Annotated in this window: 12 protein-coding genes; 8 read left to right on the forward strand and 4 right to left on the reverse strand. The window is 42.6% G+C overall.

Going from position 1 to position 13,841, the window contains the following annotated elements:
• The first annotated feature begins 37 nt into the window (after positions 1-37).
• Positions 38-286 (forward strand): hypothetical protein, encoded by a 249-nt coding sequence (locus tag ACS8FA_RS22570; protein ID WP_057760515.1) that lies wholly within the window; start codon positions 38-40, stop codon positions 284-286.
• Positions 287-402: 116 nt separating this feature from the next.
• On the opposite strand, the gene ACS8FA_RS22575 is transcribed toward ACS8FA_RS22570, so the two are convergent.
• Both ACS8FA_RS22575 and ACS8FA_RS22580 read right to left on the reverse strand, forming a co-directional pair.
• Positions 403-1,881 (reverse strand): aldehyde dehydrogenase family protein, encoded by a 1,479-nt coding sequence (locus ACS8FA_RS22575; protein WP_102077991.1) that lies wholly within the window; start codon positions 1,879-1,881, stop codon positions 403-405.
• A gap of 184 nt (positions 1,882-2,065) precedes the next feature.
• On the reverse strand, positions 2,066-2,767 hold the full coding sequence (locus ACS8FA_RS22580; RefSeq protein WP_520758224.1) for an IS1 family transposase: 702 nt from the start codon (positions 2,765-2,767) through the stop codon (positions 2,066-2,068).
• A gap of 353 nt (positions 2,768-3,120) precedes the next feature.
• Between ACS8FA_RS22580 and ACS8FA_RS22585 the strand changes: the two genes are divergently transcribed.
• From ACS8FA_RS22585 to ACS8FA_RS22615, 7 genes are all read left to right on the forward strand, one after another.
• The gene (locus ACS8FA_RS22585; protein WP_057760518.1) at positions 3,121-3,720 is read left to right on the forward strand and encodes a TetR/AcrR family transcriptional regulator; all 600 of its coding nucleotides are present in this window, start codon (positions 3,121-3,123) and stop codon (positions 3,718-3,720) included.
• Between the two features lie 369 nt (positions 3,721-4,089).
• Positions 4,090-5,301, forward strand: a complete 1,212-nt coding sequence (locus tag ACS8FA_RS22590; RefSeq protein WP_179798911.1) for an iron-containing alcohol dehydrogenase — start codon at positions 4,090-4,092, stop codon at positions 5,299-5,301.
• Between the two features lie 169 nt (positions 5,302-5,470).
• Positions 5,471-6,520, forward strand: a complete 1,050-nt coding sequence (curA, locus tag ACS8FA_RS22595) for an NADPH-dependent curcumin/dihydrocurcumin reductase (RefSeq protein WP_439265865.1) — start codon at positions 5,471-5,473, stop codon at positions 6,518-6,520.
• Positions 6,521-6,792: 272 nt separating this feature from the next.
• A complete protein-coding gene (locus ACS8FA_RS22600) occupies positions 6,793-7,470 on the forward strand; it encodes a type 1 glutamine amidotransferase domain-containing protein (protein WP_238052204.1) in 678 nt (225 codons plus the stop codon).
• 4 nt (positions 7,471-7,474) lie between these two features.
• On the forward strand, positions 7,475-8,104 hold the full coding sequence (locus ACS8FA_RS22605; protein ID WP_102077995.1) for a glutathione S-transferase family protein: 630 nt from the start codon (positions 7,475-7,477) through the stop codon (positions 8,102-8,104).
• Between the two features lie 372 nt (positions 8,105-8,476).
• Positions 8,477-10,165 (forward strand): MFS transporter, encoded by a 1,689-nt coding sequence (locus tag ACS8FA_RS22610; RefSeq protein ID WP_439265868.1) that lies wholly within the window; start codon positions 8,477-8,479, stop codon positions 10,163-10,165.
• Between the two features lie 85 nt (positions 10,166-10,250).
• Complete coding sequence (locus ACS8FA_RS22615; protein ID WP_439265870.1) at positions 10,251-11,513, forward strand: HlyD family secretion protein; 1,263 nt, start codon at positions 10,251-10,253, stop codon at positions 11,511-11,513.
• A 154-nt stretch (positions 11,514-11,667) separates the two neighbouring features.
• Here the strand turns inward: ACS8FA_RS22615 and pdxH are convergent, their stop codons facing one another.
• Positions 11,668-12,339 (reverse strand): pyridoxamine 5'-phosphate oxidase, encoded by a 672-nt coding sequence (pdxH, locus tag ACS8FA_RS22620; RefSeq protein ID WP_180958116.1) that lies wholly within the window; start codon positions 12,337-12,339, stop codon positions 11,668-11,670.
• A 90-nt stretch (positions 12,340-12,429) separates the two neighbouring features.
• Positions 12,430-13,797, reverse strand: coding sequence for a phosphoglucosamine mutase (glmM, locus tag ACS8FA_RS22625; protein ID WP_102091471.1), 1,368 nt, complete (start codon positions 13,795-13,797; stop codon positions 12,430-12,432).
• Positions 13,798-13,841 lie beyond the last annotated feature (44 nt).

Genomic DNA, 13,841 nt, shown 5'->3' on the forward strand with positions numbered 1-13,841 from the left:
TCTGACTGCTTAAATGGCTTACCTCTAGGAGAACATCATGACTCAAAATAATACTACGACTGAAGAAAATAAATCAGATGAAAAGCGTAAACTTATCAATCGATTTTTGATGAGGTTGACAAAAGAGCAGCCTCAAATGTATTACGCGACCACCTCTGAGATATCACGAAGTATTCATACGATGATAAAAGAACATACCAACCGCTTGTCAGTAGAAGAGCAAGCACTGGTAAGACGGATGACGATGGAAGAAATTGAAGGATTACTTGGCTTTCATGCCAGATAACTTATTGACTAGCTTTCAAATATATCGCTCTCAGTAAAACACTGAATGTCTCACAAAAAAAGACCGCTATCAAAGCGGTCTTTTTTACTAGCTATTAGCATTCTATTTTAGGACAATTAGAACGGATATTCACGTGGCTCATTTTGCATTGAGATCCAATGTGTTCTGGTGAATTCTTCTAGTACCCACTCACCGTTGAAACGGCCGATACCTGAATTTTTCTCACCACCAAAAGCCACGTTACTTTCATCGTTTACTGGAATATCATTTATATGGGTCATACCTGCTCGGATACCACGAGCGAAACGTAAACCTTTTTGCATGTCTGCGGTAAACACCGCACTAGATAAGCCATACATAGAATCATTAGCTATCGACAAAGCATCCTCTTCATTTTTGGCTCGAATAATGCCTATCAATGGTCCAAATATTTCATTATAGGCAATATCCATCTCTCTAGTAACTTCGGTAAAGACATGGGGCGGGACTAATTGACCATTGATTTCACCGCTCAAGAGCATTTTTGCGCCCTCTTTCTGTGCCTCATCAATCTTATCTCTAAGTGACTGAACTTGTTTCTCATTGATGATTGGGCCAATAGCAGTACCTTGATCGTTAGGATCACCTACCTGTAACGTTTTAACATGAGACAAGAAACGCTCTACAAACTCATCGTACACTTCATTTTCAACAATAATTCGGTTAATAGCCATACAAATCTGGCCTTGATGCAAGAACTTACCGAACACGGCTGCTTTTACTGCCTGATCAATATCTGCATCCTTGAGTACAACAAATGGACTGTTTCCACCTAACTCAAGTGCCACTTGTTTGATATGCTCACCACCATTAGCTAGCTCACCGATGTGTTTACCCACTGAAGTTGATCCTGTGAATGACACAAAACTTGACGCTTTGTGTTCAACGATTGCATCGCCTATCTCGCTACCTGAACCCACAACCACGTTTAACAGACCTTTTGGTAGACCCGCTTCTTCAAATACTTTGGCCAATAGTAAACCACCAGTCACTGGCGTATCGCTAGCAGGCTTGAGTACCACGGCGTTACCAAGCGCTAGGGCTGGTGCGATAGAGCGCTGAGTCAAATGTAGCGGAAAGTTCCATGGGCTAATGACTGCTACCACACCGATAGGCTCACGGTAGATGAAGTTTTCTTTGCCAGGAGTATTTGATGGGCGAATCTCACCATGGACACGATTAGGGAATGTCGCTGCTTCAAGGGTAATCGCGCGCGTCGCACCGAACTCGACCATGGCTTTGATACGCGTACTGCCCGACTCTTTGATTAGCCAATCAACGATTTCTTCTTGGCGCTGATCCAGTATGTTGACCACTTTATATAATACTGCAGAACGCTCTGCTGGTGTCTGCTTAGCCCACGTTTCTTGAGCTTGGGTTGCAGCATCATAGGCTTCGTTCAACTGATCTTTGGTCGCTTGCTGGATCTCTACAAGCGTATCACCGTTATATGGGTTGGTATTATTGTTGGTGCTATCGTCTTTACCGGTTTGCCATTCACCAGCGATGAACTGCAAATGGAAGTCACTGTATGCACTCGTAGTATTGGTTGACATAATCATCCTTATTTTTAATTTATTATGTTAAGTATTAGTTCTCGATTATTAGAATAAAATTATTAAGTCGGCGATATCTTAATGAGAAAATATCTGGCAAGAAGTAAGTCTGAAATCGTTACTGAGCTATCAATCAATAGTCATCAATTAAAAAAAGGGTGGTGTTCTAAAAAGTATGCTGGCATCATACGTAGCCATAATTGACATAAAAGAACACCAGATCAAACACTTTTAAGTGATTATCGAGCTTCTTCGAGAAACAACAGGTTCTTCTAACGGCTCGTTTTAGTCGGTGTCTAAGACGGCAGTTATTGCCTTCTATGCCTACCGTATGCTGTTTGCCAATTCGTTTGTTATCTGGTTTAAATGCCGTTATGAAGCTGTCCCAGTTGTCCATACTAATAGAATCATAGCTGACTGTAAGCTGCTTTAAACGTGCTCTTAACTTCTTAGCCGTTTTTAGGTCACGTTTGCCCCAGACATAAGCGACAATCTCATTAGTAGCACGGTCATAAGCGTAGATGAGCCAGACTTTACGCTTCTTGCGATACACGTAAGTCCAGAACTCATCAACCTCTAAGCGTTCATAATAGCGCTTCTTAGGCGCGATCTTATAAACAGATGAGCCTATGGTGCCAAGTACTTTACCAATACTCACCGAGGTAATGATGGCTATGTCTCTAACACCACAACCTCGGACAGTCATCAGTCGTATGAGATCTTCTATTCTAGAGTGACAGCCGTTATAGGTTACTGCATGATCGCCAATAAACTGACGTTTGCAGTCCTTACATTGGTAGTTCTGCTTGCCATAGCTTTTTATGCCATTTTTCTTTAGACTAAGACTGTGACAGTCGGGGCAATTGATCTGTATTTGTGTCTTCATAACCTCAAATATATCATCTTGCTTTGACTGTCACCCTTCCTTTATTACCCCAGCATACTTTTTGATACACCACCAAAAAAAGCTCTAATGAGAAATGATCTTTAGTAATAAATACTAACGGTAACGGATAACAACAAAACCCACCTTGCTAGACGACTGGTCTAATGCTACCATAGCTATTAATAAAACAAGACTACTTTGTCAGTGAATATTGTTGATAAAACGTAACATATATAACTATATCCTATTACAATACGCCATCAACGTGACGTTCAAATGAACGTTAACTGTTTTAACTGACTATCTAATGCATACGCTAATATAAGCAACTACTAAGGGAGACAATCCTATTTATGTCTAATACAGACGCAACTACCCCAGATACCAAAGCTCATTTACTTGCTACTGGCTACCAATTAATTGCTAAGAAAGGTTTTACCGCTGTTGGTCTAAAGCAAATTTTAGATACAGCAGGTGTGCCAAAGGGTTCTTTTTACCACTACTTTGCTTCTAAAGAAGCCTTTGGTGAAGCAATTATTAATCATTATTTTAGTTTATATAAGACTCGGTTGGATGTCATCGATGCACAAGATGTCAGTGCACAGCAAAAACTATATGATTATTTTCAAAACTGGTATGACACCCAGCAGAACGGCTGTGACCATGAAAAATGCTTGGTAGTGAAGCTCAGCGCAGAGGTAGCCGATATGTCAGAAACCATGCGTAAGGCACTCGATACTGGCTATCAGCAAACGACTATGTGGCTCGCCAAGCAGATCAAAGCTGGCTGGCTCGATGAGTCTGTCCCTCGTCACGATAACATCTCGGCTGAGAGTATGGCCAAGCGTTGGTATTTTGCATGGCTTGGTGCAAGCTTAATTGCAAAGATTAGCCAAACCAATACGCCTTTAGCAGAAATTTGGCAGATGACAACGACCCAAATGGGACGCTAATCGTTAACCGTTTGAATTTCTATCGACTGTACTTCTAACGTAACCATTAAGGCACATTGAATATTCATAACGCTCATAGATAGTAGCTGTCAGTACTATGCTTGATTATTCAGTGTGCTTCATTGCCTTCTCTTTTTTAAACGAATTTCTTAAAGACATTTGAATACGGCTTAGACAGTTATACGAGAGTTTTGTAAATATAACTAGACGACTGGTCTAATTGGTGTACAATGCGCATAAATATTAAGAATGAATGTCTATACGAGCATTGCTTATCATTCATTGATTGATATCAGACAATATCCCATGTCAAAACCATTTAATTGAACCGTTTTTATTAAAAACTTTTTATTACTAATTAGGAATCTTATGAATAACTTCCAATACTACAACCCAGTCCGTATCGTTTTTGGTGAAGGTCAAATCGAGCAATTATCAGATCTAGTCCCTACTGATGCGCGTGTACTCATTACTTATGGTGGTGGTTCAGCACAGCGTACTGGTACTTTAGACGAAGTAAAAACTGCATTAGCGGCAAGCGGTAACCGTACTGTATTTGAATTTGGTGGCATCGAAGCCAACCCAGAATTCACTACGTTATTAAAAGCCGCTGATATGGTTAATGAGCACAACATCGACTTCTTATTAGCAGTTGGCGGTGGTTCTGTGATTGACGGCAGCAAATTTGTCGCACTCGTTTCTTCATTGACTGAAGAAGACGGCACTGTCTCACGTGACCAAGCCTGGGATGCCTTAACTGGTTATTGCAAAAATATCGACTCTGCTGTCGACTTGGGTGCTGTATTGACCATCCCAGCCACAGGTTCTGAGATGAACTCAGGCGGCGTCATTAACTATAGCGAACGTCAAGCAAAATTACCGTTTGGTAACCCACTTGCCTTCCCTAAATTCTCAATTCTAGATCCAATCAAAACACTTACCTTGCCTGAGCGTCAGGTTATGAATGGTGTGGCTGATGCATTTGTTCACGTAATGGAACAGTACCTAACTTACCCAGTAAACGCTAAAGTCCAAGATGCCTTCGCTGAAAGCCTGCTTAAAATCCTTATTGATGAAGGTCTAGTTGTTAAGCAAGATCCAGAAAACCTAGAAACACGTAAGAACATTATGTGGACAGCGACCATGGCATTGAACGGTCTGATCGGTACTGGTGTGCCACAAGACTGGACAACTCATATGGTTGGTCATGAGCTGACGTCACTACACGCTATCGATCATGCACGTACGCTAACCATCGTATTGCCATCAGTCATGCGTGAGCTAAAAGAAAGCAAGAAAGAAAAACTGCTTCAGTATGCACGTAACGTATGGAACATTACCGATACTAACCTAGATGACGATGCCATCATCGAAACGGCTATTGTCTACACTGAAAACTTCTTCCGCGAGCTTGGCTTGCCAGTTAGCCTAGAAGATGTTGACTTGACGGAATCAGCGATTGATCCAATTATCAAGCAGCTTGAAGTGCATAACATGGTTAAGCTTGGTGAACATGGTACTAACGACCTAGAAGTATCACGTCGTATCTTGCAGCGTGCTGTGACTAGCAAAGCGTCTTAGTAAGCGCTATAGCAAGAACTGTCAGAAGAATTATAAGAAAAATCGCGACAGTAACAATAACTACATATCGTTATGCTATTTATAGTAGCTATTCAGTTCAATGCTGAGTAGTTACTACATCTAATATCTCTATAATAATGACAATGAATAAATATAAAGGAGTCCTACTATGAGCTTCGATAAAGAGCAGAATCAACAAACCAACCGTCAAATCAAACTTGCCAGCCGCCCGAACGGCGAACCAACCGCTGACAACTTTGACATGACAACCAGCGACATCCCAACGCCAAACGATAACGAGATGTTATTACGCACGGTATATCTGTCATTAGACCCATATATGCGTGGACGTATGAGCGATGCAAAAAGCTATGCAGACCCATTAGCAGTCGGTGACGTCATCATGGGTGGTACCGTAGCGCAAGTAGTCGAGTCTAATATCGATAAATTTGCTGTCGGTGATTTGGTCGTATCAAATTCCGGCTGGCAGGACTACAGTGTCAGTGATGGCGAAGGCGTCCTGAAACTGGACAAAAACATGGCAAACCCTTCTTATGGTTTAGGTGTGTTAGGTATGCCCGGCTTCACTGGTTACATGGGTCTGACCGATATCGGCAAACCACAGAAAGGCGAAACGTTAGTTGTCGCTGCAGCCACTGGACCTGTCGGTGCTACGGTCGGTCAAGTGGGTAATCAATGTGGTCTTCGCACTGTTGGTGTGGCAGGCGGTAAAGAGAAATGCGATTTCGCGGTCAACGAGCTTGGCTTTGATGTCTGTATCGACCACAGAGCCGATGACTTTGCTGAGCAATTAAAAGCGGCCTGCCCAGATGGTATCGATATCTATTATGAAAACGTCGGTGGGCACGTGTTTGATGCGGTCATGCCTTTACTCAATGCTCATGCTCGCATTCCTGTCTGTGGCCTTGTTGCCCAGTACAATGCGACCGAACTGCCTGAAGGTAAAGATCGTTTGAGCGTATTGACTGGCCTTATCTTAAGCCGCCGCCTCACCATCAAAGGCTTCATTATCTTTGAAGAGTACGGCGACCACTTTCCAGAGTTCTTGAAAACCATGAGCAAATGGGTGGAGTCAGGCGAAGTCAAAACTAAAGAGCACATTACTGACGGTCTAGAGAATGCCCCAGATGCATTTGTCAGTATGTTAAACGGTGATAACTTTGGTAAGACTGTAATCAAAGTATCTGACGTTAACTAGTTATTGATTAAATATTGACTAGTTAAGCAGCTACTGACAGTTAGCAATCGTTGTAAATAACTACTTAACAACATAAATTGCTAATATCACTACTGACAGTTGCTCACAAAGCAGGAATAATGCTAACAGTCATTGTGTGCATTTGGGCTAATTAAGTAAAACTAGGCTAATTAAGTAAAGCAGATAGTGATGCAACGGAAAACTTATGACTGTTGGCTATATAGTTACTAACACAATAGTTACTAACACATAAACAATAAATAAGGATAATTATGAATATTTTAATGGTACTAACCTCACACGACCGTCTAGGCGATACTGGTAAAAAGACAGGATTTTGGCTAGAAGAATTTGCAGCTCCTTACTATGCGTTTCTCGATGCGGGTGCTAATGTCACTCTAGCGTCTCCTGCAGGTGGTCAGCCACCACTAGATCCTAGTAGCGATACTGAAGATACACAAACCAAAGATACCAAGCGTTTTAAAGACGACAAAGAGGCGCAAGAGCACTTGGCCAATACCAAGAAACTTGCTGACATGAAAGTAGAAGATTTTGATTCAGTCTTTTATCCAGGTGGTCACGGTCCATTGTGGGACTTGGCAGTAGATAAGAACTCTATCGAATTGATCGAGAATTTCGTCAAGCAAGACAAGCCTGTTGCTTTTGTTTGTCATGCACCTGGCGCGCTTAAAAGCGTCAAAGTTGATGGCGAGTACTTAGTAAAAGGTAAAACCGTTACTGGCTTTACCAACTCAGAAGAAGAAGCGGCTGGCTTAACAGACGTGGTGCCTTTCTTAGTAGAAGATGTCTTGAAAGCCAACGGTGGTAACTATGAAAAAGCGGCCGATTGGGAATCGTTTGTCGTGGAAGATGGTTTATTGATCACTGGTCAAAACCCAGCATCTTCAGAAGAAGCGGCTACGCGTTTGATCAACAAGCTCAAAGGTTAATATCATGATTCGCTTACATCACCTTAATCAGTCACGTTCGTTGCGTACGCTTTGGCTCTTAGAAGAGCTAGGCGTGCCTTATGAAGTGGTCAGTCATCAGCGCGATGCCAAAACTCATTTGGCACCAGATTCCCTGAAGGCAGTTCACCCACTCGGTAAATCTCCGGTTATCGAGATGGATGGACAGACTTACGCTGAGTCCGGTGCGATTACAGAGTTATTGATTGAACGATTTGCGCCAGAGCGTCTGCGCCCTGCTACAGATAGTTCAGATTATGGATATTATCTGCAGTGGATTGACTTTGCAGAAAGCTCGCTGATGTTGCCATTAATGCTTGAGCTATTTACCAAAAAAGCAGGCATTGATGACAATGAGTTTTTGAGTGGCTATATCGATACAGAAAAAACCAGATTGTTTGAATATCTGGATGCTTCGGTTAAAGGTAAGTCGTTCATTGTGGGTGATAAGCTAAGTGGTGCTGACTTTATGTTGTCATTTGACTTAATCATTCTCGCTAAGCGTCAAAAACTCGACGCTTACTCGAATATCAGGCAGTATGCTGAAGCGCTTGCCAGTCTCGATAGCTATCAGCGCGCTATGCAGCTAGAGGCTAAGTACGACCAATCCGTTTAGCATTGCATCATAACTGACAGACCAATTTTCCGATACACACAAACAGCTCTGTATAGAGCTGTTTTTTATGCGTGCTTTATTTTATGATTGCATGAGTAACCATCGAATTATAGTCATCAATGTCATATGAGAGCATTAAGCTATAGAGCAACCAAACAAATTGCTCAGCACCATCCATGAATTACGTGTCGATGACAAAAGCACGATAAAAGTTATGATAAAATCCTTTCTGAATTTTTTGGGTTATCTTTCAGATACCATCAGTGAGTTGACTGGCTTTTCACGCTATAAATACCAATTACACTGACCTGACTCCCCGTCTGGCATCTGTCCTATATCACTCTATTTCCTTATACAGATTGTGGTACGCCCATGAGTAACGAATATCAGTTTAAGCCCCACGAACAGCCAATAATGGTGGGATCTCCAGCCAATCCTGACCATCCAGCACGCCGTAAAGTATTTTATTTGCTTATTGGGATTTTTGTGGGTCTCACAGCCAGCTTCCAAAATGGTCTACTCGTCGCAAATCTTACTCAAATTCAGGGTCAACTGGGCTTAACGCCAGCTGAAGGTGGCTGGATATCTGTTAGCTATAATATGACCAATGCCTGTATCACCGTTCTGCTGTACAAAATTCGCCAGCAGTTTGGTATGTCACTTTTTAGCAAAATCACTCTGTTCTTTTTGTTGGCCGCCACGAGTTTACAGTGGCTAATCAGTAGTCACTTATTAGATACGCTTAATATAGGAATTGAGCCTTATTACCTAGAGATTGTCGCCAGGGGACTTAGTGGTATGGTGGCAAGTGGCATGACCATTTTAGGGTTATTCTACTGTTTGCAAGGCATGCCAACCGTCAAGCGGACCAGTGGCTTAATATTGGGTTTTGGCTTGGTGCAGTTTGGTATTCCATTATCACGAATCATCTCGCCCTATCTCGCCATCGACGGTCAGCTTGAGAATTTATTTTTATTTCAATTTGGTTTAGCATTGATTTGTTTTGGACTGATTAACATATTGGAGTTACCGCCAGGTAATACCGAAAAAGTATTTGAGAAACTCGATTTTTTAAGCTTTGCTTTTTTTGCGAGCGGTTTGGCGGCACTGGCTGTAATTTTGGTGCAAGGTAGGATTTTATGGTGGACGACGCCTTGGCTCGTCTATCCACTTATGATTGCTATTGTTGGGATTGGCATCGCTCTATGGATTGAAACACATCGCAAAAACCCAATGTTACAAGTCCGCTGGATGCGTAGCCGCAATATTATTGCCTTTATGGTGACTGGCGCTGTCATGCGGATTTTGCTATCTGAGCAAAATGTCGGAGCGGCAGGATTGCTCGCTAACCTCGGCTACGGTAACGATCAGCTGGTTACTTTTTATGCTGTTATTATAGCCGCCAGTGCACTGGCTTTGATTATTAGTATTTTTAGTACCAATGCGATGGATTTGCGCCGACCTGTTATTTTTGCAGTGGCATTGATTGCCTTAGGGTCTTGGATGGATGTTGGTGTGTCTATTAATTCAGCGCCCTATATGTTTTATCTTAGCCAGTTTTTGATTGCCTTTGCTGCAGTCTATTTCATGGGGCCTTTGGTTTTTGAAGGGTTTTTGCGGGCTATTGGCAGTGGCCCTGCGTATATTATTAGTTTTTCAGTGATTTTTGGCATCTCCCAAACAGTTGGCGGACTGGCAGGTGCAGCGGCTATTCAGGCATTTACGACCATTCGTACACAGGTCCATTATGCAGATATGGTCAGCTCACTGAATTTGGGTGATCCTACGTTTAGCGCTCAAATTGCTGGTACTCGCAGTGTATTATCAAATCAAACGACGGATACAGCGCAAGCGAATGTGGCCGCGATGAGCCAAGTTTTGCAAGGGATTCAACGCCAAGCAACTGTCTCCGCTTATAGCGATCTGTTCTTTTTGATGGCCAGTTTTGCTACTTTCGTTACGATCATTTTATTGATCAATTATTTTTATAACCGTTACCACAAGCGCAATCCACTTGCTAAAGAGCTTGCGGTTATTGCAAAAATGCGTGAGTCAAAATAACTCAGTTTATTCTATTAATAATGTTTCACCCCATTCATTTATAGCCAGTCTATTTTAATATTTATTGAAAATTTAGGAGCACGTCATGAGCCAAGAAAAACCAAATGAGCTTAATCAAATACCTCAGACGTCCACTGGCGCTCCAGCAACAGACACACCTATAGCGTCCGATATAAGTAAAGAAAAGTCTGCTGCAACTTCTTCGCAATCAGCAACTAAGACAGCAAAAGGTGATGTAGAAAACAGTTCAGACAGCAATGAACCACCAATGCCGCCAAAAGAGCCAATACCCGATACTACTGGTTGGTCGCCTAAGAAAAAATCCTATCTAAACTTAGGCTTATTAATTTTATTGATTGTCATTGGCGTGGCATTGATTTTGTATGCATGGAAACTCCCACCGTTCACCCCAACGGTACAACAAACCAATAATGCTTTTGTCAAAGGTCAGACAACTATTATTAGCCCGCAGGTTTCTGGTTATGTCACCAAAGTAGCTGTGCAGGACTTTGCCAATGTAAAAGCAGGTGACTTACTCATAAAGATAGACGATCGAACCTTTCAGCAGCAGCTCGATCAGGCACAAGCGAATACCGAAGTAGCTCTTACCAACCGCTCTACCAATGACCAAGACACGCAAACTAGCCAAGCACAAATCGAAGCACGTAGGGCTGATTTATATAGTGCCAAAATCAATGTAGAAAGCGCGCGTGAAGATGTAAACCGTTATCAAGGTTTAGATGCTATTGGTGCAGTATCGAAAGCAGAAGTTGCTCATATCAAGGCACAATTGGCTCAAGCACAAGCAGGTGTACAGCAGGCAGAAGCAAATTTACAGGCCGCCCAAGAAAACCGTGAAAAGACTAGCGGCAGTCGCTCATCGCTGGACGCAAATATCAAAAATGCTGAAGCAGGCGTCAAACAAGCGCAAATCAATCTAGACAATACTATCATCACTGCGCCTGAATCTGGCCAGCTAAGCCAAGTCAGTGTCAAAGAAGGTCAATACGTTAGCGCTGGTACGCAGCTTATGTATATTGTGCCAAAAGGCATTTGGATTATTGCAAACTTTAAGGAAACTCAAATAGCCAATATGGCAATCGGTGAGCCTGCGACCATTCATGTCGATGCGCTTGGCGGCGCCAAATTTACGGGGCACGTGAGTAATATCTCGCCAGCGACTGGTAGCGAGTTTAGTGCTGCTGCAGCCAACCCTGCGACAGGTAACTACATAAAAATTGCTCAACGTATTCCTGTACGCATCGACTTAGATCAAAACCAGCCTGAACTGGCACGCTTACGCCCTGGCATGTCAGTCTCAGTGGATGTCGATACCAATATTAAATGAAAGGTTGAATGAAAGGTTGAATGAAAGGTTGAATAAAAAATAATGCCAAACAAGGTAAATAGTCAACGTAAAAAAGCCACTCTAGATACCAAAGAAATTGGATTTAGAGTGGCTTTTTTAGTTTTCTATAATCTATAGCTTCAAACTACAGCAACTATGGTAATAAACGTTTGGTTGTCCAGCTTGTATTGCCTTCACTGACTTCACTGTCGTCGCCGCTACTCTGCGCATACACAATTCGGTCATGCATCCGATTGGCGCGACCTTGCCAAAACTCGATTTGTTCAATCGTAATTTCATACCCACCCCAAAACTCTGGCGTTGGTACGGCAGTATTATCAGGATGTGCCGCTTGAAGCTGTTCAAACGTTTGCTCCATGACTTCACGATTGGCCACTTCACCACTTTGCGGTTGACTAACCCAAGCACCTACTTGACTATCATGGGGACGCTTTTGGAAATAAGCAGCCGATTTATCAGCAGCTATTTTAGCAATACTACCGCTGATACGAACTTGGCGCTCCAGCTCATGCCAAAAGAATAACGCTTCGGCATTAGGATTTTCTGCTATATCCTGCCCTTTTGCGCTTTCATAATTGGTATAGAAAACAATACCTGTCTCAGTAATCTCGCGTAGTAACACAATACGGACGCTAGGCTTATTGTCTGCGCCACATGTTGCCAAACTCATTGCATAAGGCTCTTGCACCTTTTGTGCTAACGCTTCATTCATCCAAGCTTTAAAGAGCTCAAATGGTGACGTTGGTACTGACTGTTGGTCAAGCTCGCCTTTCTCGTATGAGAGGCGTTGGTCGGTAAAGTCCATGCTCATGGCAACTCCTTATTTGAAAACTATAATGTTGTTGTCTTAAATACCATTCATTATCTTGAATGCCACTTATTGCCTCAAATACTATTAGCCTAGTACCGATTTTATAAGATCAGCTAAGTCATTAGCCATTACATCACATTCTATTTCATCATCTGATTCTACCATCACGCGAATCATAGGCTCTGTACCTGACTGACGTATCAACAGACGACCACGACCCTCTAGCGTTGCCTGTGCTTTATCAAAAGCAGCAACCAACTCCTCATGTTTGAATGGATCTTGCATTTGAGACAAACGTACATTGACTAGCTTTTGCGGCAACACTTCAAAACCTTCAACAAGCTCACTTAACGCACGCTCTCTGGCTTGCATGACTGCCAGTACTTGCAAGCCAGCAATGATAGCGTCCCCTGTGCGACTTTTGTCCAAGCAGAGAATATGACCAGATGGCTCACCGCCCAATATCCAACCATTGGCCTCTAAGTCCTGCATCACATAGCGATCACCCACCTTTGCGCGAGTAAATTTAATGTCTGCATCTTTTAGCGCCAGCTCTAATCCCATATTACTCATGAGTGTGCCGACAACACCTTCAGCTTTGGTTTTACCTTGGGTAGCAAGCACATATAAGATCCCATCGCCGTCGACTAGCTTACCCGTCTCATCAACCATTACGATACGGTCACCATCACCATCTAGCGCAATACCAACATCTGCGTCATGCTCAAGCACAGCCTTCTGTAAGCTCTCAGGATGGGTAGAACCACATTCAGCATTGATATTGATGCCGTCTGGCGTATTATTGATGGCAATCACGTTGGCCCCCAACTCGCGCATCACTCTAGGTGCTACGCTATAGCCTGCGCCATTGGCACAATCCACTACTACCGTCAGATGACTGAGGTCATATTGATAAGGGAAGCTGCCTTTGCAAAACTCAATATAGCGACCTTTTGCATCATTAATACGATTGTTCTTACCTAAATTTGCAGGATCAAGAATAGGCATCATAGCAACGTCATTACCAACGTCGTTCATAATTGCCGTCAATTTATTATTGATTGCAGTTTGCATCTCATCAGTAAGTTTTTTGCCGTCACCTGAGAAAAACTTGATACCATTATCGTAATAAGGGTTGTGCGAGGCTGAGATAACCACGCCAGCATCTGCATTGAAACTACGGGTCAAATGCGCAATCGCTGGAGTCGGCAATGGACCAAGCATATAAACATCAACACCAGCCGCATTAAAACCTGCTTGTAATGCTCCCTCTATCACATAGCCTGACAGACGCGTATCTTTACCAATCACCACACTTGGCTTACGCGTAGGATTTTCATTTTTTTCTATGAGGACAAGCCCAGTGACATAGCCTAGTTTTAAAATAAAGTCTGGTGTAATTGGTAATTCACCAAATTTTCCGCGAATTCCATCAGTGCCAAAATAGCTCATTATGTGTTCCTCAAGTCAAAAAAATAAAAGGCCAAACGTATACG

It is taken from the genome of Psychrobacter sp. 1Y1 (assembly GCF_051847395.2).
Taxonomy (GTDB): Bacteria; Pseudomonadota; Gammaproteobacteria; order Pseudomonadales; family Moraxellaceae; genus Psychrobacter.

What these genes read in the sequence shown, in the direction of transcription:
- ACS8FA_RS22570 (WP_057760515.1), top strand. Translation starts at nt 38, where the DNA reads ATGACTCAAAATAATACTACGACTGAAGAAAATAAATCAGATGAAAAG.
- ACS8FA_RS22575 (WP_102077991.1), bottom strand. Translation starts at nt 1,881, where the DNA reads ATGTCAACCAATACTACGAGTGCATACAGTGACTTCCATTTGCAGTTC.
- ACS8FA_RS22580 (WP_520758224.1), bottom strand. Translation starts at nt 2,767, where the DNA reads ATGAAGACACAAATACAGATCAATTGCCCCGACTGTCACAGTCTTAGT.
- ACS8FA_RS22585 (WP_057760518.1), top strand. Translation starts at nt 3,121, where the DNA reads ATGTCTAATACAGACGCAACTACCCCAGATACCAAAGCTCATTTACTT.
- ACS8FA_RS22590 (WP_179798911.1), top strand. Translation starts at nt 4,090, where the DNA reads ATGAATAACTTCCAATACTACAACCCAGTCCGTATCGTTTTTGGTGAA.
- curA (WP_439265865.1), top strand. Translation starts at nt 5,471, where the DNA reads ATGAGCTTCGATAAAGAGCAGAATCAACAAACCAACCGTCAAATCAAA.
- ACS8FA_RS22600 (WP_238052204.1), top strand. Translation starts at nt 6,793, where the DNA reads ATGAATATTTTAATGGTACTAACCTCACACGACCGTCTAGGCGATACT.
- ACS8FA_RS22605 (WP_102077995.1), top strand. Translation starts at nt 7,475, where the DNA reads ATGATTCGCTTACATCACCTTAATCAGTCACGTTCGTTGCGTACGCTT.
- ACS8FA_RS22610 (WP_439265868.1), top strand. Translation starts at nt 8,477, where the DNA reads ATGAGTAACGAATATCAGTTTAAGCCCCACGAACAGCCAATAATGGTG.
- ACS8FA_RS22615 (WP_439265870.1), top strand. Translation starts at nt 10,251, where the DNA reads ATGAGCCAAGAAAAACCAAATGAGCTTAATCAAATACCTCAGACGTCC.
- pdxH (WP_180958116.1), bottom strand. Translation starts at nt 12,339, where the DNA reads ATGGACTTTACCGACCAACGCCTCTCATACGAGAAAGGCGAGCTTGAC.
- glmM (WP_102091471.1), bottom strand. Translation starts at nt 13,797, where the DNA reads ATGAGCTATTTTGGCACTGATGGAATTCGCGGAAAATTTGGTGAATTA.